The sequence below is a fragment of the Streptomyces sp. NPDC031340 genome (assembly GCF_055569945.1).
Window position 1 is genome coordinate 80,048 of sequence record NZ_JBVIIE010000012.1, and the last position, 18,271, is coordinate 98,318.

An 18,271-nucleotide genomic window follows, 5' to 3' on the forward strand; every position below is an offset into this window, starting at 1 on the left:
CTACGGCCACCGAAAGCGGCGCGTGTGGGAAGACACCCTTTCTCCACATGACCCTCGGAGGTCCTCGCCGGATACGGACGGGACACCCACCCGGAACCGGTCCCGTACCCGCACGCGTACGTACGCGAATCCCGCTCGGCCGCCGCACCACTCACCCCGCTGACAGCAGTCGGCGGCGCATAAGCGCTCCGCATGGGACGAGAACCACGGCGACCGGGCACCCGCAGTCCGGCCCTCGCCGGGTACGGAGCGCGCCACCCGCACGCCCGGGTGCACGCGCCCCGGTCCACGGCGGCACCACTCCCCCACGGACAGCGGCCGGCCGCGCACAAGCGCTCCGCGCGGGACGAGAACGACGGCGCCCGGCCACCGCACACACGGCACGAGCCGCCCGACGTGCTCGCCGGGCGCCGGCGCCACACCCGCCGGGAGCCGGTGCGCTGCCCGCACGGGTAGCCGCGCAAATCGCGGGCGACGGCGTGCATGCGCCCCGCACCGGACCGCACGGCGCCGGCGACCGGGCACCGGCGATGGCACCGCGGCACCGGCACCGGCACCGGCACCGGCACCGGCCGCCGGAGGTGCTCGCCGGACACGGACGGCACACTCCGGGACACCCACCCGGAGCCGGTGCCGTACTCACACGCGTGCGTGCGCGAATCCCGTGTTCAGCGGTGTCCGGGCGCTGCGCCGGGCACCGTCCGTGGCCGCGTTGACCAGCCGTTTGCCGGGTGTTTGCCCGGGACTGTGAACAGGCGCCCGGGGCAGGCCGTACGGGAGGACGGCGGGCCCCGAGCCTCCCCGGTGCGGCCCGCCCTCCGCCACGGGCCTCGCACGGAAGGACCTTCGGGTGCCTGTCTTCACGCGCCTTCGTCAACTGCCGGAAACGACCGACCCCGTGAGCGGGGAGCCGTCGCCCGGGGCCGGGCCCGCGAGCGCGCAGGAGCCCGCGGCCCCCGCGCGAACCGCTCCGCGCACCCTCCTGGCCGCCCCGCGCGCCCGCCTCGCCGCGCTGCGCGACCGCCATCCCCGGGCCGTGCGCGCCGCCCGCTGGACCGTCACGGCGCTGGCCGCGGCCCTGGTGCTGGGGGCGCTGCTGTTGCCGAACACCCTGGCCGCGCTGCGGCCGAACCGGTTCACCCGGATCCCGGTGGAGGCGGTCATCGGGGCGGCCGTGCTGCTGGCCCTGCCGCGCCGGCCGCGGCGGGCGGTGGCGGCGCTGGCCGGGCTGGCGCTCGGCGCGATGACGATCCTGAACCTGCTGGACATGGGGTTCACCGACTACCTCGGCCGTGGCTTCAACCCGGTCCTGGACTGGGAGCTGCTGGACGACGCACAGTCCTATGTCCGGGACTCGATGGGCGGCGCGGTGGCGGCCGGCGCGGCCGTCGGCGTCGTCCTCCTGGTCCTGCTCGTGCTGGTGCTGACGGCCCTGGCGACGGTCCGGCTCGGCGACCTGCTGGACCGCAACCGGCGGACGGCGACCAGGGCGACGCTGACGGCCGCCGTCGTGTGGGTGCTGTGCTCCGGCCTCGGTCTGGAACTCATGGGCATGCCGGTCGCCTCCGACCGCACCGCCACGGCCCTGCGGATCGAGGTGCGCCGGGTGCGGGACACCCTGCGGGACGAGGCCGCCTTCGGCAAGGAGGCCAGGAGCGACACCTTCGGCAACACACCGGGCAGCCAGCTGGTGCCCGACCTGCGCGGCAAGGACATGATCTTCACGTTCATCGAGAGCTACGGCCGCAGCGCGATCGAGGACCCGATCATGGCGCCCGGCGTCGACCGCACGCTCGACGCGCGCACCGCGGCCCTCGCGAAGGCCGGCTTCCACGCCAGGAGCGGCTGGCTGACGTCGGCGACGTACGGCGGCAGCAGCTGGCTGGGGCACTCGACGACCCTTTCGGGCCTGTGGATCGACAACCAGCAGCGTTACCGCACGGTCATGGCCAGCGACCACCTCAGCCTCACCAAGGCGTTCCGGAAGACCGGCGCCTGGGACACCGTCGGCATCATGCCGGGCGTGCAGAAGGGCTGGCCGGAGGCGAAGTTCTACGGCCTGGACAAGGTGCGCAACGCCTTCCAGCTCGGCTACCAGGGGCCGAAGTTCAGCTGGTCGACCATGCCCGACCAGTACGCCCTGGAGGCCTTCCAGCGCCTGGAGCACGGCAGGAAGCGCGACAAGCCGCTGATGTCGGAGATCATCCTCACCTCCAGCCACCAGCCCTGGGCGCCGATCCCGAAGCTGGTCGACTGGAACGAACTCGGTGACGGTTCGGTCTTCGACGCCATCCAGAAGGCCGGCAAGAAGCCGTCGGACATCATCACCAGCCCGGCCAAGTCCCGTGCGGAGTACGGCAAGTCCATCCAGTACTCGGTGACCGCGCTCACCCAGTGGCTGGAGCGCTACGGCGACGACGACACCGTCCTGGTCTTCCTCGGCGACCACCAGCCGATCGCCCGCGTCAGCGGCGACCACGCCAGCCGTGACGTGCCGGTGTCGATCGTCGCCAAGGACCCGAAGGTGCTCGACAAGATCGACGCCTGGGGCTGGACGGACGGCCTGCGCCCGGCCCACGACGCCCCGGTGTGGAAGATGAGCTCCTTCCGCGACCGCTTCCTGACGGCGTACGGATCCACCCCGCACCCGAAGAAGGGCTGAGGAAGGGCTGAGAAAGGGCTGAGGAAGGGTTACGGAAGGGCTGAGGAAGGGCTGCGGCGGACCGGCCGCGGCCCGTCCCCGGGAACCGTCGAGGGGCGGGTCAGCCGCCCGAGGTGTCCAGTTCGGCGTCCTCGCCGACGCCCGCGCAGTCGTACGGGTCCTTCAGCCAGCCGTCCGGCAGGACGACCCGGTTGTTGCCGGAGGTGCGGCCGCGGGGGCCGTCGGCACCGGCCGGCCAGGGCTGGTCGAGGTCCAGTTCGTCGAGGCCGGCGCGGAGTTCCTCCAGCGAGGAGGTGATCGCGAGGCGCTTGCGCATCTCGCTGCCGACCGCGAAGCCCTTCAGGTACCAGGCCACGTGCTTGCGGAAGTCGATCACGCCCCGCGAGGCGTCGCCGAGCCATTCGCCGAGGAGGGCGGCGTGCCGGACCATGACGTCGGCGACCTCCCGGAGGGCGGGCCGGGCGATGTCGTCGTCGCGGCCCTCGAAGGCCGCCACCAGGTCGGAGAACAGCCACGGGCGGCCCAGGCAGCCGCGTCCGACGACGACTCCGTCGCAGCCGGTCTCCCGCACCATCCGCACCGCGTCCTCGGCCGACCAGATGTCGCCGTTGCCGAGCACCGGGATCTCCGGGACGTGCTCCTTCAGGCGGGCGATGGCGTCCCAGTCGGCGGTGCCGCCGTAGTGCTGGGCGGCGGTGCGGCCGTGCAGGGCGATGGCGGTGACGCCCTCCTCGACGGCGATCCGGCCGGCGTCGAGGTAGGTGAGGTGGTCGTCGTCGATGCCCTTGCGCATCTTCATCGTCACCGGGAGGTCCCCGGCGCCCGACACCGCCTCGCGCAGGATCGCGCGCAGCAGGTTGCGCTTGTACGGGAGGGCCGAGCCGCCGCCCTTCCTGGTCACCTTGGGCACCGGGCAGCCGAAGTTGAGGTCGATGTGGTCGGCGAGGTCCTCTTCCGCGATCATGCGGACGGCCTTGCCGACGGTCGCCGGGTCGACGCCGTACAGCTGGATCGAGCGCGGCGTCTCGCTCGGGTCGAAGCGGACCAGCTGCATGGTCTTCTCGTTGCGCTCGACCAGCGCCCGGGTCGTGATCATCTCGCTCACGAACAGGCCCTTGCCCCCGCTGAACTCCCGGCACAGGGTGCGGAAGGGCGCGTTGGTGATCCCGGCCATGGGGGCGAGGACGACGGGCGGCTGGACGCTGTGCGGGCCGATCCGCAGGGGCGTGGTGGGCGTGGGCATTCCCCCATTGTCCCGTACCGCGGGCGCCGCGCGTGACCGCCCGGACAACGATCATGCAGAGGCCATTAGTTAGACGCACTATCGAAATCGTCGTACGATGACCGTATGCCCGAACTCAGCCAACGCCGACGCTTCTTGGTCCTCGCGATCTGTTGCATGAGCCTGCTGATCGTGAGCCTCGACGTCACCGCCCTGAACGTCGCCCTGCCGTCGATGCAGCGCGAACTGGACGCGAGCACGGCGGGCCTGCAGTGGGCCGTCGACGCGTACACGCTGGTGCTGGCCGCGCTGCTGATGCTCGCGGGTTCCACGGCCGACCGGATCGGCCGCAAGCGCGTCTTCATGTCCGGCCTGGCCGTCTTCACGCTCGGCTCGCTGCTGTGCTCCCTCGCGCCCAGTCTGGAGGCGCTGGTCGGCTTCCGCATGCTCCAGGCGGTCGGCGGCTCGATGCTCAACCCGGTCGCCATGTCGATCATCACCAACACCTTCACGGACCCGCGCGAGCGCGCCCGCGCGATAGGCGTGTGGGGCGGGGTGGTCGGCCTCTCGATGGCCGCGGGCCCGCTGGCCGGCGGGCTGCTGGTGGACTCGGTCGGCTGGCGCTCGATCTTCTGGGTCAACCTGCCGGTGGGCCTGGCGGCGCTGCTGCTGACCCTGCGCTTCGTCCCGGAGTCCCGCGCCCCCAGGGCCCGCCGCCCCGACCCGGTCGGCCAGGTGCTCGTCATCGCCCTGTTCGGCTCCCTGACGTACGCGATCATCGAGGCGCCGGCCTCCGGCGCGGCCTCCGTCCTGCCGTTCGCCGCGGTGGCGCTGGCCGCGCTGCTGGGCCTGCTGTGGTACGAGCCCCGTCACACCGAACCCCTCATCGACCTGCGCTTCTTCCGCTCGGCCCCGTTCAGCGGGGCGACGGTGATCGCGGTCAGCGCGTTCGCCGCGCTGGGTGGTTTCCTGTTCCTGTCGACGCTGTATCTGCAGAACGTGCGCGGCTACGACGCCCTGCACGCGGGCCTGTGGATGCTGCCCATGGCGCTCCCCTGCTTCCTGTGCGCGCCCCTGTCCGGACGGCTGGTCGGCAACCGCGGCCCGCGCCTGTCCCTGCTGGTCGCCGGGGTCACGATCACCGCGAGCGGGGCGCTTTTCGCCGCGTTCGAGGCGGAGACGTCGAACCTCACCCTGCTCCTCGGATACGTCCTGTTCGGCATCGGCTTCGGCTTCGTCAACGCGCCGATCACCAACACGGCCGTCTCGGGCATGCCGCGCGACCGGGCGGGCGTCGCCGCCGCCGTGGCCTCCACGAGCCGACAGCTCGGCCAGACGCTGGGCGTCGCGGTGGTCGGCGCGGTCCTGGCGTCCGGGGTGGGCTCGTCGCCGTACCGGGAGGCGTTCGTGCAGGCGGCCCGCCCCGGCTGGTGGATCCTCACCGCCTGCGGCGCCGCGGTGTTCGTCCTGGGCGCCCTGACGAGCGGCCGCTGGGCCCGGCGGACCGCGGAACGCACGGCGGATCGGCTGGAGTCGGCGGAGGTACGCGAGGCGGCACGGGTCGGCGCGTGAGCCTTCCGCCCGGCGCCCGATGTCACCATCGCCAACTCGAACCACCCCAACCACACCGTGCAGACCCGGGCGCTGCATGCCTGTCTGCGCCGGCGGAACGCCAATGCCCGCCACCATGACGTCCTGGCGGCCGAACGGCGTGAACGCGCCCGCATCCGCAGTGAGAAGGGCATCCGCTGGGATGGCCGATCCCTGTCAGCGGCGGCCTGAGCCAGCTGTGAGGTGAGTTACCGAGATCGTTTGGCGGCGTTTGCCCGATAGTGTTCCAGCACGCCGATGGACAGTGCCGATGCGGCCATCAGCCCGAACACGATCGAACTCGAAGCTCCGCCGTGGTGCCGCTCCCAGACACGGAATCCGACCAGCAGGACAACGACTCCGAACAGCACGACCTGTATCCACCTGATGGCTACGGCCCGCGGGCCGTAGCCATCAGCATTGCTGTCTCTGCTGCGCACCGGGGCTCCTCTGCTCCTTCAGTGCGCCGACTGTACTGCTGCTGGAAGCCATCGATACGCCCCAACCCGGTGAACCTTCCCGGTCAGAGCACTAGCCGGCGGCGAGCGGGGCGGACGGCTCGGGCTCGTCCCGCGGCTGGTTCCGGCGCACGGCCTCCACGTACTCGGAGATGGCGTCCCGGCTGCGGATCAGGCACTCGATGCGCTGGGTCATCCGGTCCCGCTCGCGCTCCAGCGTCGCGATCGTCTCGGGTGTGGCATCGGCGACGTAGATGGCCCGGGGCTGCTTCAGACACGGCAGGACCTGCTTGATGATGCGGGTCGGCAGCCCGGAGTCGAGCAGTCCCCTGATCTGCAGGACCCGGTCCACGCTTCGCTCGCAGTACTCCCGGTAGCCGTTGGGCAGGCGGTCCGGGACGAGCAGCCCCTGCTCCTCGTAATAGCGAAGCATCCGGCGCGGTGTTCCGGTGCGTTCGGCCAGTTCCCCGATGCGCATGTGACTCACCTCATACCGGCTTGACCTTCACACACATGTGAGGGTTGAACGATAACCGGCATGTCAACCTCCCAGACGGAGTCGCAGGCTGACGTACGGTCAGCTCACGACGTCAAGCTTCCCATGTCGCCGCTGCTGGCCCTGTGCACGGCGGCCTTCATGGGCATCCTCACCGAGGCCCTGCCCGCCGGCGTCCTGCCGGAGATGGCCCACGGTCTCTCCGTCAGCGAATCCGCGGCCGGTCAGACGCTGACGGTCTACGCGATCGCCACGGGGCTCTCCGCGATCCCCGTGTCCATGGCCACGGCGACCTGGCGCCGCAAGAGGCTGCTGCTGCTCGCGGTGACGGCGTTCGCCGCGGCCAACGTCGTCACCGCCGTGTCCTCCGACTACTTCCTGACCATGGCCTTCCGGCTGGCCGCCGGTGTGGCCGCAGCCGTGGTGTGGGCCGAACTCGTCGGATACGCACGCCGGCTGGCGCCCCCGCAGCTGGCGGGCCGGGCCATCGCGATCACCATGACCGGTATCCCGCTGGCCCTCTCCCTGGGCATCCCCCTGGGGACCTTCCTGGGTGAGGTGTTCGGCTGGCGGCTGACCTTCGGTCTGGTGGCCCTGGTCTCCGTGCTGCTGCTCGGCTGGATCTCCGCCTCGGTGCCGGAACACCCGGGCCGGCGACCCGGAGAGCGGGCGTCGATCCTCGGGGCGCTGAAGCTGCCCGGCGTGGTTCCGGTGCTGTTCGTGGTGGCCGCGTACGTGCTGGCCCACAACATCCTCTACACCTACATCGCCACGTTCCTCGACAGGCACGGCATGGGCGGTTCCCGCGACATCGTGCTGCTGGTCCTCGGCCTCGCCTCGATGGTGAGCATCTTCGTCACCGGCGCTCTGGTCGACCGCCGTCTGCGGAGCCTGACCATCGGCAGCACCGCGCTGTTCCTGGTGGCGGCCGGCATGCTCGTGGTCCTGGCGGACAACGCTGCCGCGGTGTATCTCGCGATGGTGCTCTGGGGCCTGGGCTGGGGCGGCGTGGCCACCCTGCTGCAGACCGCGGTCACCGACGCGGGCGGCGACCGGGGACAGGCTCTGCTGGTCACCACGTGGAACGCCTTCATGGCGGGCGGCGGCGCGGCCGGCGGCATCCTGCTCGACGCCCTCGGCCCCGGCTCCTTCCCATGGAGCGTGCTGATGCTGCTGGTGCCCGTGCTGCTCGTGGTGATCGCCGCCCGTGCGCACGGCTTCCCCGCCGAACGCCCCGGCATGGAGTGACGGCATCCCGGTCCCCGGCAGGGGCCACCGCGCGGTCGGCATGGAGGACCGGTGACCGGACGACAGCGGATCCGGCCGGCACGACGAACGCCGGACGAGTCGACCGATGCGGCCCGTCCGGCGTTCGAGGACGGTGAGCTAGCAGCCCAGCAGGCGGCCGGCCAGGTAGCCCTCGATCTGGTCCAGCGACACGCGCTCCTGCTTCATCGAGTCGCGCTCGCGCACCGTCACGGCGTTGTCCTCGAGGGTGTCGAAGTCGACGGTCACGCAGTACGGGGTGCCGATCTCGTCCTGGCGGCGGTAGCGGCGGCCGATGGCGCCGGCGTCGTCGAACTCGATGTTCCAGTTCTGCCGCAGCGCCTGGGCCAGGCCCTTGGCCTTGGGCGACAGCTCCGGGTTGCGGGACAGCGGCAGCACCGCGACCTTGACCGGGGCGAGGCGGTGGTCGAGGCGCAGGACGGTGCGCTTCTCCAGCTTGCCCTTGGCGTTGGGCGCCTCGTCCTCGACGTAGGCGTCGAGCAGGAACGCCAGCATCGCGCGGCCGACACCGGCCGCGGGCTCGATGACGTACGGCGTCCAGCGCTCGCCGGCCTCCTGGTCGAAGTAGGACAGGTCCTGGCCGGAGGCCTTGGAGTGCGCGCCGAGGTCGTAGTCGGTGCGGTTGGCGACGCCCTCCAGCTCGCCCCACTCGTTGCCGCCGAACTGGAAGCGGTACTCGATGTCGGCGGTGCGCTTGGAGTAGTGGGAGAGCTTCTCCTTGGGGTGCTCGTACCAGCGCATGTTCTCCTCACGGAGACCCAGGCCGGTGTACCAGTTCCAGCGCTGCTCCATCCAGTACTCCTGCCACTTCTCGTCCTCGCCCGGCTTGACGAAGAACTCCATCTCCATCTGCTCGAACTCGCGGGTGCGGAAGATGAAGTTGCCGGGCGTGATCTCGTTGCGGAACGACTTGCCCATCTGGGCGATGCCGAACGGCGGCTTGCGCCGCGAAGTGGTCTGCACCTGGCCGAAGTTGGTGAAGATGCCCTGGGCGGTCTCGGGGCGCAGGTAGGCGATGGAGCCGGAGTCCTGCGTGGGGCCGAGGTGGGTGGAGAGCAGGCCCGAGAACTGCTTGGGCTCGGTGAACTGGCCCTTGTTGCCGCAGTTGGGGCAGTTCACGTCCGCCAGGCCGTTCTCCGGCAGGCGGCCGTGCTTGGCCTCGTACGCCTCCTCCAAGTGGTCCGCGCGGAACCGCTTGTGACAGGAGGTGCACTCGGTGAGCGGGTCGGTGAAGGTGGCGACGTGACCGGAGGCCACCCAGACCTCGGAGGCCAGGATGACGGACGAGTCGATGCCGACCACGTCCTCGCGCGACGTCACCATGTAGCGCCACCACTGGCGCTTGAGGTTCTCCTTGAGCTCGACACCCAGCGGTCCGTAGTCCCAGGCGGCACGCTGGCCGCCGTAGATCTCACTACAGGGGAATACAAAGCCACGGCGCTTGCTCAGGCTGACGATGGTGTCGATCTTGTCGGCGGCCACGGTGCTCTCTTCATTACGACGACGGGCGACGAAGCGAGATGCTTCCAGCGAATGCTTCAGAGTACCGGCGGGGGCTCCCCCTCGACCAAATCGGTCCGCCCCCTCAAGCGGCCGGCGACGGCGTTGTTGACAACGGTTTCCATCTTAGTTGAAAATGACTGTCATGAACGCTCGACGACCCCTGATACCCGCGGTGACGACGACCGTGGTCACGGCCCTGGCTCTCGCCGGCCTCTCCGCCTGCTCCGGCAGCGCGGCCGCGGGCAACACGGACAAGTTCGACGTCGTCGCGTCGTTCTACCCGATGGCCTTCCTCGCCGAGCGGATCGGCGGCGAGCACGTGAACGTCACCACCCTGACCCAGCCCGGCCAGGAGCCGCACGACCTGGAGATCAGCGCCCGGCAGACCGCGCAGCTCCAGGAGTCCGACGCGGTGCTCTACCTGAAGAACCTCCAGCCCTCCGTCGACGACGCGGTGGCCCAGTCCGAGGTCAAGACCAAGATCGACGCCGCCTCGCTGACCACGCTCGAGGAGCACGGCAACGAGGTCGGCGGCCACGCGGCCGCGCACGACGACTCGCACGGCGAGGAGGCGGCCGGCAAGGACCCGCACATCTGGCTCGACCCGGTGCGCTACGCCGAGGTCGCCGAGGGCGTCGGCAAGGCCTTCGCGAAGGCCGACCCGGACCACGCCGCCGACTACCGCAGGAACACCGCCGCCCTCGTCGGGAAGCTGGACGCGCTCGACACCGCGTTCAAGGACGGCCTGGCGGACACGAAGTCCAAGGTCTTCATCACCACCCACGCCGCCTTCGGCTACCTCGCCGAGCGCTACGGCCTGACCGAGGAGGCCATCAACGGCCTCGACCCCGAGTCCGAGCCGAGCGCGGGCAGGGTGCGGGAACTGGAGAAGATGGCGAAGGCCGACGGCGTCTCCACCGTCTTCTACGAGACGCTCGTCAGCGACAAGACCGCGAAGACCGTCGCCGAGGACGCGGGGCTGAGGACCGACGTCCTCGATCCGGTCGAGGGCATCACGTCCACGTCCCGCGGCAAGGACTACATCTCGGTCATGCAGGCCAACCTCAAGGCGCTGCAGACGGCCCTGGGAAGCAAGTGACCCGCACGGAGGGCGTCATGAACGGCACGGAAGAACCGGTCATATCCCTGCGCGGGGTACGCGCCGACCTGGGCGCGCGCCCCGTCCTGCGCGGCATCGACCTCACGGTGCGCCGCGGCGAGGTCGTCGCGCTGCTCGGCGCGAACGGCTCCGGCAAGTCGACCGCGGTGCGCAGCGTCATCGGACAGGTACCGGTCAGCGCGGGCGAGGTCGAACTGTTCGGCGTCCCACGGCGCCGGTTCCGCGACTGGGCCCGCGTCGGGTACGTCCCGCAGCGCACGACGGCCGCGGGCGGGGTGCCGTCGACGGTCACCGAGGTGGTCACCTCGGGCCGGCTGTCCCGGGCCCGCTTCGGCGTGCTGCGGGGGGCCGACCACGCGGCCGTGCGCCGGGCGCTGGAACTGGTCGGCATGGCGGACCGGGCGAAGGACTCGGTGAACGCCCTGTCCGGCGGCCAGCACCAGCGCGTGCTGATCGCCCGCGCGCTCGCCGCCGAACCCGAGCTGCTGATCATGGACGAGCCGATGGCGGGCGTCGACCTGGCCAGCCAGGAGGTGCTGGCCCGCACGCTGCGGGAGCAGGTCGCCGCCGGGGTCACGGTCCTGCTGGTGCTGCACGAGCTGGGCCCCCTGGAGCCCCTGATCGACCGGGCGGTCGTACTGCGCGACGGCTGCGTCGTGCACGACGGCCCGCCCCCGAAGGCCGTCGGCCAGCACGCCCTGCCCGGCCACGACCACGTCCACCCGCACGCGCCCGCGGGCACCGAACCGATCCGCACGGGACTGCTGAGCTGATGGACCTCCTGAACTACACCTTCATGCAGCGGGCGCTGCTCGCCGCCGTCCTGGTCGGCGTCACCGCCCCCGCCATCGGCATCTACCTCGTCCAGCGCCGCCAGGCCCTGATGGGCGACGGCATCGGCCACGTGGCGATGACCGGCGTCGGCCTCGGCTTCCTGCTGAACGCCTCACCGGTGTGGATGGCGACGCTGGTCTCCGTGCTGGGCGCGGTGCTGATGGAGCTGATCCGCTGGTACGGCCGCACCCGCGGCGACATCGCCCTGGCGATGCTCTTCTACGGCGGCATGGCCGGCGGCGTGATGTTCATCAACCTCGCCCCCACCGGCTCCAACGCCAACCTCACCTCGTACCTCTTCGGCTCCCTGTCCACGGTGTCGGAGTCGGACGTCACGGCGATCTGCCTGCTGGCCGGGTTCGTGGTGCTGGTCACCGTCGGGCTGCGCCGCCAGTTGTTCGCGGTCAGCCAGGACGAGGAGTTCGCGCGGGTCACGGGCCTGCCGGTGCGCGCCCTGAACCTGCTCACCGCGGTCACCGCGGCCGTGACGGTGACCGTCGCGATGCGCGTGGTGGGCCTGCTGCTGGTGTCGGCCCTGATGGTGGTCCCGGTGGCGGCGGCCCAGCAGCTCAGCCGCAGCTTCGCGGCGACGTTCGCGATCGCCGTCGCCATCGGCGTGACGGTGACCATCGGCGGCACCGTCACCTCGTACTACCAGGACGTGCCGCCCGGCGCGACGATCGTGCTGCTGACCATCGCGGCGTTCGTCGCGCTGACCGCGCTGGCCGCCCCGCTGGCCCGCCGACGCGCCCGCGCGGCCGCCGCCGCGCAGCCCGCCGGGGACCCCGCCGAGTGCGCGATTCCGGCCACCCGGGCGGCCGCCGACGAGGCCGGCGTCTGACCGCGGCCCGGGCCGGGCTGGCACAATGGCCGGCAGGCAGTGTGAAGGAGGCAACCGGTGACGACCGCTGGACCGCCCGTGAAGGGCCGCGCCACCCGGCAGCGCGCCGCGGTGGCGGCAGCCCTCGACGAGGTCGACGAGTTCCGCAGCGCGCAGGAACTGCACGACATGCTCAAGCACAAGGGTGACTCGGTCGGCCTCACCACGGTGTACCGCACGCTGCAGTCCCTCGCCGACGCGGGCGAGGTCGACGTCCTGCGCACCTCCGACGGCGAGTCCGTCTACCGCCGCTGCTCCACCGGCGCGCACCACCACCACCTCGTCTGCCGGGCCTGCGGCAAGGCGGTCGAGGTGGAGGGCCCGGCGGTGGAGAAGTGGGCCGAGGCCATCGCCGCCGAGCACGGGTATGTCAACGTTGCCCACACCGTCGAGATCTTCGGCACGTGCGCGGACTGCGCCGGGGCCGCTGAGGGCCGCTGAGCTACCCGCGCGTCAGGTGCCGGTCGAGGATCGCACGCAGCCGGTCGGCGTCGGCGGGGTCCGGGAGGCCGCGCTTGGGCAGCACGGTGAAGCAGGAGGCGTTCTTGTCGTCGCTGTAGGTGATGAAGGCGTCTTCGGTCTCCCGGTAGCGGGGCTGCGCCGCCCAGTTGACCGACGTCGTGCTGTTGTCGGTGGCCATCGTCAGCCCGGCGTCCGCCACGGTCGCGCGATACGTGCCGTTGCGGACGGCGAGCTTGAGGAAGGCGCGGGCCTGGACCCGGGGCATGCAGTGCAGCAGGGCCGCGGCCAGGGGCATACAGGTGAGCAGGAACCAGTCGGGTTTCTCGCTCCCCGCCACCGAGAGTGAGGCGTTCAGCACGAAAGCGGCTGCCACGAGACCGACGGCCCAGCGCCGCACCCACACCCGCCGCCGCAACCGCTCGCGTTCCCGCAGCGCCCCCAGGAAATCCCCCGCGACCGGCTGGTAGGCCAGCTCGACCACACCCTGACCGGCGTCCCGCCCCATGTCCATGACCATGGGGCGGATCGTAGCGGTGCCGGTCAGCGCCGGTCGAAGCACTTACGGGGGGGCCGGGGACGGATCTTCCACATCCCCGGCGGCCCTCACGAAACGGCGGCCGGCCGTCAGCTGCCCGACGGTTCCTCCTCGGTGCGGCCCTCCATGGCCAGCAGCTCCTCGTTGGGGATGGCCCCGCCGAACCGCCGGTCGCGGGAGGCGAATTCAACGCACGCCCGCCACAGGTCACGGCGGTCGAAGTCGGGCCACAGGACGTCCTGGAAGACCATCTCGGCGTAAGCGCTCTGCCAGATCAGGTAGTTGGAGGTGCGCTGCTCGCCGCTGGGCCGCAGGAACATGTCCACGTCCGGCATGTCGGCGTAGTACATGTGCTTCTGGATGATCTTCTCGGTGATCTTCGACGGGTCGAGCCGGCCGGCCCTGACCTCCTCGGCGATCGCCTGCACCGCGTCGGTGATCTCGGCACGGCCGCCGTAGTTCATGCAGAAGTACAGGGTGAGCAGGTCGTTGTCCTTGGTCTGTTCCTGGGCGACCTGGAGTTCCTTGGCGACCGACTTCCACAGCCGGGGCATCCGGCCCGCCCAGCGCACCCGGACGCCGAGTGCGTCGAGCTGGTCGCGGGACTTGCGGATGAAGTCGCGGTTGAAGTTCATCAGGAAGCGGACCTCTTCGGGTGAGCGCTTCCAGTTCTCCGTGGAGAAGGCATACAGGGAGACGTTGCGGACGCCGATCTCGATCGCGCCCTGGAGCACGTCGAGGACCTGCTCGGCGCCGACCTTGTGGCCCTCGGTGCGCGGCAGGCCGCGCTCCTTCGCCCAGCGGCCGTTGCCGTCCATGACGATCGCCACATGGTTCGGGACCAGCTCGCCCGGGAGCTTCGGCGGGCGGGCGCCGGACGGGTGCGGTTCCGGCGTCCTGTACTCGCGGCGCCGGCGTCCCAGGATCCCGCGTACGACCATGTGCTCTCGTCTCCCTCTGGCTTTTCCCGCTAGCTTTTCTCTACGTACCTGAGCGAGCGCAGCCCGCGCTCCAGGTGCCAGTGCAGGTAGGCGGACACCAGCCCGCTCCCCTCCCGGACGTGACGCGGCTCGCACGCGTCCGCGGTCTCCCAGTCTCCCGTAAGCAGCGAGCCGAGCAGTTCCAGGGTCCGCGGCGAGGGCACGACGCTGCCCGGCACCCGGCAGTCGGCGCAGACCGAGCCGCCGGAGGCCACCGAGAAGAACCGGTTCGGGCCGGGCATCCCGCACTTCGCGCAGTCGCTGAAGCTGGGGGCGTAGCCGTTGACGGCGAGGGAGCGCAGGAGGAACGCGTCGAGCACGAGGTGCGGCGCGTGCTCGGCCCGGGCGAGGGTGCGCAGCGCGCCGACGAGCAGCAGGTACTGCTGCACGGCCGGCTCGCCCTCGTGGTCGGTGAAGCGTTCGGCGGTCTCCAGCATGGCGGTGCCGGCGGTGTAGCGGGCGTAGTCCGTGACGATGCCGCCGCCGTAGGGGGCGATGGTCTCGCTCTGCGTGCACAGCGGCAGCCCGCGGCCGACCAGCTCGCTGCCGCGCGCGAAGAACTGCACGTCGACATGGGAGAAGGGCTCCAGCCGGGCTCCGAACTTCGACTTCGTGCGGCGCACTCCGCGGGCGACGGCGCGCACCCGCCCGTGTCCGCGCGTCAGCAGCGTGATGATGCGGTCCGCCTCACCCAGCTTCTGGGTGCGCAGCACGATGCCGTCGTCGCGGAACAGACTCATGCCGTCCATTCTCGCCTACGCCGGCCGTGCGGCCGTCCCCGCTCCTCCCTTTCCCATCTAACTCAACGTATGTAGAATTCAACGCACAGTGCATTCGATGTCCGACCGGCAGTGAGGCCCGCGATGGCGACCAGTGGCGCGAACGGTGCGGTGTACGACGTCGGCGTGATCGGCGGGGGGTTCACCGGCCCGCTGCTCGCGGCCGTGCTGGCCCGGGCCGGCGTGCGGACGGTGCTGCTGGCGCCGGAAGCCGGGCCGGACATCGCGGTCGGCGAGACCGTCGTGCCGTACGCCTCCGCGCTGCTGCGGGTCGTGGCCCGGCGCTACGACGTGCCCGAGCTGGAGGCGCTCGCCACGCTGAAAGGGGTCGAGCGGGACGTCTCGCCGCGCTGCGGGGTCATGCGGAACATCGGTTTCGTCCTGCACCGCGAGGGCCTGCGCCAGCACCCCGGCGAGGTGTACCAGGTCGTCAACCCGAAGGTCGTCCCCGATCCGCCGCACCTGTGGCGCGAGGACACCGACGGCTACCTGCTCGACGTCGCCCGGCACCACGGCGCCGACGTGCGCACCGGACCCGGGGCCGCCGTCGAGAAGGTGCGGATCGACCCGGAGGCGGGAGCGTGGCTGCGCACCGCCGACGGCACCACGTGCGAGATGCGGTACGTGGTCGACGCCGACGGCCGCGGATCGCCGCTCACCCGGGAACTGGGGCTGCGGGAGGACCCGCCGGCGCCGCGGCACCGGTCGCGCACCCTGTTCACCCGCATGACGGGCGTGCTGCCGTACGACGAGACCCCGGCCGGGCGGCTGCACGGCCAGCCCAGCCCCTGGCACGAGGGCACCCTGCACCACGTCTTCGACGGCGGCTGGCTGCGCGTCGTGCCGTTCGGCAACCAGCGGCGGGCGTCGCCGGGGGCGCCGTGCGCCGTCGCGCTCACCCTCGACGCGCGCAGGCACCCGTCCGTCGAGGGCCGGCCGGCCGATGAGGAGCTGCGCACGGTCCTGCGCCGGTTCCCGGACATCGGCGCCCAGTTCGGGCAGGCCGTCGCGGCGGGCCCCTGGACGTCCACCGGCCGGTGGTCGCAGTACTCGTCCCGGCATCCGGTCGGCGACCGCCACTGCCTCGCCGCGCACGCCGCCGGGTTCGTCGACCCGCTGTACGCGCGGGGTCCGGCGTACAGCCTGGAGGTCGTCAACTGCCTCGCCCGGCCGCTGATCGACGCCGCGCGCGACGGCGACTGGTCCACCGCGCGCTTCCGGCACGTGGCGGACCTCCAGCGGCGGCTGCTCGCCGCGCAGGACGACCTCGCGTACGCGTCCTTCACCGCGTTCCGCGACCACGGCCTGTTCAACGCCGTCGTCCGGGTGTGGACGCTCGGCACCGTGCTCGGCGCGCTCGCGGTGGAGGACGCCTGCGCCGCGTTCGGCAGGACGGGGGACGACACCGTCTTCCGCGCCCTGGAGCCGGGCCGGCGCCCGGGTGCGCCCCCGGCGGGCGCCGACCACTTCGGCTCGCTCGGCCCGCTCGCCCGCACGCTGTGCGAGGAGGTCGAGCGGGGCGGACGCTCCCCGCGGGACGCGGCGGAACGCCTCTTCGCCGCCCTCCGCGCGGCCGACTACGTGCCGCCCTCGCTGGGGCTCGCCGACCCCGCAGACCGCTTCTTCCACAACACCCCGGCACGCCTGCTGCGGGCCGCCCGCTGGGTGCGTACCGAGGCACCCGAGGAGACCGCCGCCCTCTTGAAGTCGGCCATGGGCGGACTCGTCCGGGAGCGGTTCGCCGGCCGTCGACAACGACGACAAGGAGACAGCACATGGAGTCGCAGGGCAGCACGTTAGAGCTGGAGAAGGAGACGTTCGACGTCGCGATCCTCGGGTCGGGGGTCGCCGGCTCGATCCTGGGCGCGATCCTGGCCCGCAACGGCGCGAAAACGCTTCTGCTGGACGCCGGTTCGCATCCGCGGTTCGCGATCGGCGAGTCGACCATCCCGTTCACGCTGGTGTCGATGCGCACGCTCGCCGAGCGCTACGACGTCCCGGAGATCGCGCACCTGGCGTCGTTCACGGACACCACGCGCGCCATCGGGCCCCGCTTCGGCGTCAAGCGGCACTTCGGGTTCCTGCTGCACCATGAGGGGGCGCCGCAGAACCCGCGCGAGGTCAACGAGTTCAACACCCCGCCGCAGCTGCTGCACGAGGCGGCGCACCTGTTCCGGCAGGACACCGACTCCTACCTCTTCCAGGTCGCGGTGAAGTACGGCTGCAAGATCCGGCAGAACTTCTTCGTCACCGACATCGACTTCGACGGCTCGGGCGTCACGCTGGCCGGCCGGGACGGCTCGTACCGGGCCCGCTACCTGGTCGACGCGAGCGGGTTCCGCTCGCCGGTCGCCGACAAGTTCGGCCTGCGGGAGGACCCCTGCCGGTTCAAGCACCACTCCCGTTCGGTGTGGAACCACGTGGTCGACCTGACCCCCACCGACCGCCTCTTCGAGCACGTTCCCGCGAGCCAGCAGCCGCCCGTGCCCTGGTACGAGGGCACCGTCCACCACATGTTCGAGCGGGGCTGGGCGTGGGTGATCGGCTTCGACAACAACAAGTGGTCGAAGAACCCGCTGTGCAGCGTCGGCATGACCGTCGACCCGCGCCGCTATCCGAAGCCGGAGGGCGTGACGCCGGAGGAGGACTTTCGGCGGCTGGCCGCGCCGTACCCGGACATCGTCCGCCAGTTCGAGGGCATGAAGCCGGTCCGCGAGTGGACGTCCACGGGCCGCCTGCAGTACTCCTCCAAGCAGACGGCCGGTGACCGCTGGTTCCTGCTGTCGCACGCGGCCGGCTTCATCGACCCGCTGTTCTCCCGGGGCCTGTCCAACACCACCGAGGCGCTGAACCTGCTGGCGTGGCGGCTGCTGAAGGCGGTGAAGGACGACGACTTCTCCGGCGAGCGCTTCGCCCCGGTCGACCGCCTGCAACAGGGCCTGTTCGACTACAACGACTCCCTGGTCAACTCGGCCTTCATCTCCTGGTGCGACTACGACCTGTGGAGCGCCGTCTTCCGGATCTGGGCGTGGGGCGCCAACGCGGGCGTCTACCGCATGCAGACCGCCCTGACCGCGTACCGCAAGGACGGCCGGGACAGCCACTTCACGGACCTGGAGGACGTGCCGCACCCGGGCCTGTACTGGCCCGACCACGAGGGCTTCGCCGGCCTGTACGACGCGATGGTCAGACAGTGCGAGGCGGTCGAGGCGGGCGTGGTGAGCGCGCCGGACGCGGCCGACTTCCTCTACGAACGGCTCCAGGCCGCCGACTTCGTGCCCAAGCACTTCGGCTTCGCCGAACGGGACATCCGCTTCCTCAACCCCCGCCCCAAGACGCTGCTGCGCATGGTCCGCTGGGCGGCCACGGAGGCGGACCCGGTCGTCCGCCGCCTGGTGCTCGGCACCGGACGCGAGGCGGTCAAGGCGCGGTTGCGGGGCAATAGGCTGCTGTGACGCCCGCG

At 71.5% G+C, this 18,271-nt stretch carries 16 protein-coding genes and 1 pseudogene; 10 read left to right on the top strand and 7 right to left on the bottom strand.

Translation table 11 applies throughout. The annotated features are described in order from the left end of the window. Window positions 1-850 precede the first annotated feature (850 nt). Window positions 851-2,662: an alkaline phosphatase family protein gene (locus ACZ5GT_RS11515; protein WP_469019213.1), complete on the top strand. Its 1,812-nt coding sequence runs from the start codon at window positions 851-853 to the stop codon at window positions 2,660-2,662. Window positions 2,663-2,762: 100 nt separating this feature from the next. Here ACZ5GT_RS11515 and dusB read toward each other — a convergent pair whose 3' ends face one another. Then, a complete protein-coding gene (gene dusB / locus ACZ5GT_RS11520; RefSeq protein WP_469019216.1) occupies window positions 2,763-3,905 on the bottom strand; it encodes a tRNA dihydrouridine synthase DusB in 1,143 nt (380 codons plus the stop codon). A gap of 105 nt (window positions 3,906-4,010) precedes the next feature. Between dusB and ACZ5GT_RS11525 the strand changes: the two genes are divergently transcribed. Further along, a complete protein-coding gene (locus ACZ5GT_RS11525; protein WP_469019219.1) occupies window positions 4,011-5,456 on the top strand; it encodes an MFS transporter in 1,446 nt (481 codons plus the stop codon). 24 nt (window positions 5,457-5,480) lie between these two features. Continuing rightward, window positions 5,481-5,666, top strand: a pseudogene (locus ACZ5GT_RS11530) (IS630 family transposase); the annotation flags it as partial. A 17-nt stretch (window positions 5,667-5,683) separates the two neighbouring features. On the opposite strand, the gene ACZ5GT_RS11535 reads toward ACZ5GT_RS11530, so the two are convergent. Together ACZ5GT_RS11535 and ACZ5GT_RS11540 are read right to left on the bottom strand one after the other, a co-directional pair. Then, window positions 5,684-5,914 (bottom strand): hypothetical protein, encoded by a 231-nt coding sequence (locus tag ACZ5GT_RS11535; RefSeq protein WP_469019220.1) that lies wholly within the window; start codon window positions 5,912-5,914, stop codon window positions 5,684-5,686. Between the two features lie 91 nt (window positions 5,915-6,005). Beyond that, the gene (locus ACZ5GT_RS11540) at window positions 6,006-6,410 is read right to left on the bottom strand and encodes a MerR family transcriptional regulator (protein ID WP_469019222.1); all 405 of its coding nucleotides are present in this window, start codon (window positions 6,408-6,410) and stop codon (window positions 6,006-6,008) included. A gap of 60 nt (window positions 6,411-6,470) precedes the next feature. Between ACZ5GT_RS11540 and ACZ5GT_RS11545 the strand changes: the two genes are divergently transcribed. Beyond that, a complete protein-coding gene (locus ACZ5GT_RS11545) occupies window positions 6,471-7,676 on the top strand; it encodes an MFS transporter (RefSeq protein WP_469019226.1) in 1,206 nt (401 codons plus the stop codon). Between the two features lie 138 nt (window positions 7,677-7,814). On the opposite strand, the gene ACZ5GT_RS11550 is transcribed toward ACZ5GT_RS11545, so the two are convergent. Next, window positions 7,815-9,197 (bottom strand): glycine--tRNA ligase, encoded by a 1,383-nt coding sequence (locus tag ACZ5GT_RS11550; protein WP_469019229.1) that lies wholly within the window; start codon window positions 9,195-9,197, stop codon window positions 7,815-7,817. A 163-nt stretch (window positions 9,198-9,360) separates the two neighbouring features. On the opposite strand from ACZ5GT_RS11550, the gene ACZ5GT_RS11555 reads away from it, so the two are divergent. From ACZ5GT_RS11555 to ACZ5GT_RS11570, 4 genes are read left to right on the top strand one after another with little or no spacing between them, the layout of a single operon-like run. Continuing rightward, window positions 9,361-10,317 carry a metal ABC transporter substrate-binding protein gene (locus ACZ5GT_RS11555; RefSeq protein WP_469019232.1) on the top strand — a complete coding sequence of 319 codons (957 nt, stop codon included), beginning with the start codon at window positions 9,361-9,363 and terminating at the stop codon, window positions 10,315-10,317. 17 nt (window positions 10,318-10,334) lie between these two features. Next, the gene (locus ACZ5GT_RS11560; RefSeq protein WP_469019235.1) at window positions 10,335-11,111 is read left to right on the top strand and encodes a metal ABC transporter ATP-binding protein; all 777 of its coding nucleotides are present in this window, start codon (window positions 10,335-10,337) and stop codon (window positions 11,109-11,111) included. Next, on the top strand, window positions 11,111-12,013 hold the full coding sequence (locus ACZ5GT_RS11565; protein ID WP_469019240.1) for a metal ABC transporter permease: 903 nt from the start codon (window positions 11,111-11,113) through the stop codon (window positions 12,011-12,013). The genes ACZ5GT_RS11560 and ACZ5GT_RS11565 overlap by 1 nt, the downstream gene beginning before the upstream one ends. 57 nt (window positions 12,014-12,070) lie before the next feature. Further along, window positions 12,071-12,493, top strand: coding sequence for a Fur family transcriptional regulator (locus ACZ5GT_RS11570; protein ID WP_469019246.1), 423 nt, complete (start codon window positions 12,071-12,073; stop codon window positions 12,491-12,493). Between the two features lies 1 nt (window position 12,494). Here ACZ5GT_RS11570 and ACZ5GT_RS11575 read toward each other — a convergent pair whose 3' ends face one another. From ACZ5GT_RS11575 to recO, 3 genes are all read right to left on the bottom strand, one after another. After that, window positions 12,495-13,031, bottom strand: coding sequence for a YcxB family protein (locus ACZ5GT_RS11575; protein WP_469019249.1), 537 nt, complete (start codon window positions 13,029-13,031; stop codon window positions 12,495-12,497). 107 nt (window positions 13,032-13,138) lie between these two features. Continuing rightward, complete coding sequence (locus ACZ5GT_RS11580; RefSeq protein WP_469019253.1) at window positions 13,139-13,990, bottom strand: isoprenyl transferase; 852 nt, start codon at window positions 13,988-13,990, stop codon at window positions 13,139-13,141. A gap of 29 nt (window positions 13,991-14,019) precedes the next feature. Beyond that, window positions 14,020-14,769, bottom strand: coding sequence for a DNA repair protein RecO (gene recO, locus ACZ5GT_RS11585; protein ID WP_469019256.1), 750 nt, complete (start codon window positions 14,767-14,769; stop codon window positions 14,020-14,022). A gap of 123 nt (window positions 14,770-14,892) precedes the next feature. Here recO and ACZ5GT_RS11590 point away from each other — a divergent pair, with 123 nt between their 5' ends. Together ACZ5GT_RS11590 and ACZ5GT_RS11595 are read left to right on the top strand one after the other, a co-directional pair. Next, window positions 14,893-16,608, top strand: coding sequence for an NAD(P)/FAD-dependent oxidoreductase (locus ACZ5GT_RS11590; RefSeq protein WP_469019262.1), 1,716 nt, complete (start codon window positions 14,893-14,895; stop codon window positions 16,606-16,608). Continuing rightward, window positions 16,584-18,263 carry an NAD(P)/FAD-dependent oxidoreductase gene (locus tag ACZ5GT_RS11595; RefSeq protein WP_469019268.1) on the top strand — a complete coding sequence of 560 codons (1,680 nt, stop codon included), beginning with the start codon at window positions 16,584-16,586 and terminating at the stop codon, window positions 18,261-18,263. Before ACZ5GT_RS11590 ends, ACZ5GT_RS11595 begins: the two co-directional genes overlap by 25 nt. The last annotated feature ends 8 nt before the right edge of the window (window positions 18,264-18,271 follow it).

What these genes read in the sequence shown, in the direction of transcription:
- ACZ5GT_RS11540 (WP_469019222.1), bottom strand. Translation starts at nt 6,410, where the DNA reads ATGCGCATCGGGGAACTGGCCGAACGCACCGGAACACCGCGCCGGATG.
- recO (WP_469019256.1), bottom strand. Translation starts at nt 14,769, where the DNA reads ATGAGTCTGTTCCGCGACGACGGCATCGTGCTGCGCACCCAGAAGCTG.
- ACZ5GT_RS11555 (WP_469019232.1), top strand. Translation starts at nt 9,361, where the DNA reads ATGAACGCTCGACGACCCCTGATACCCGCGGTGACGACGACCGTGGTC.
- ACZ5GT_RS11580 (WP_469019253.1), bottom strand. Translation starts at nt 13,990, where the DNA reads ATGGTCGTACGCGGGATCCTGGGACGCCGGCGCCGCGAGTACAGGACG.
- ACZ5GT_RS11545 (WP_469019226.1), top strand. Translation starts at nt 6,471, where the DNA reads ATGTCAACCTCCCAGACGGAGTCGCAGGCTGACGTACGGTCAGCTCAC.
- ACZ5GT_RS11525 (WP_469019219.1), top strand. Translation starts at nt 4,011, where the DNA reads ATGCCCGAACTCAGCCAACGCCGACGCTTCTTGGTCCTCGCGATCTGT.
- ACZ5GT_RS11565 (WP_469019240.1), top strand. Translation starts at nt 11,111, where the DNA reads ATGGACCTCCTGAACTACACCTTCATGCAGCGGGCGCTGCTCGCCGCC.
- ACZ5GT_RS11595 (WP_469019268.1), top strand. Translation starts at nt 16,584, where the DNA reads ATGGAGTCGCAGGGCAGCACGTTAGAGCTGGAGAAGGAGACGTTCGAC.
- ACZ5GT_RS11575 (WP_469019249.1), bottom strand. Translation starts at nt 13,031, where the DNA reads ATGGTCATGGACATGGGGCGGGACGCCGGTCAGGGTGTGGTCGAGCTG.
- ACZ5GT_RS11590 (WP_469019262.1), top strand. Translation starts at nt 14,893, where the DNA reads ATGGCGACCAGTGGCGCGAACGGTGCGGTGTACGACGTCGGCGTGATC.
- ACZ5GT_RS11560 (WP_469019235.1), top strand. Translation starts at nt 10,335, where the DNA reads ATGAACGGCACGGAAGAACCGGTCATATCCCTGCGCGGGGTACGCGCC.
- dusB (WP_469019216.1), bottom strand. Translation starts at nt 3,905, where the DNA reads ATGCCCACGCCCACCACGCCCCTGCGGATCGGCCCGCACAGCGTCCAG.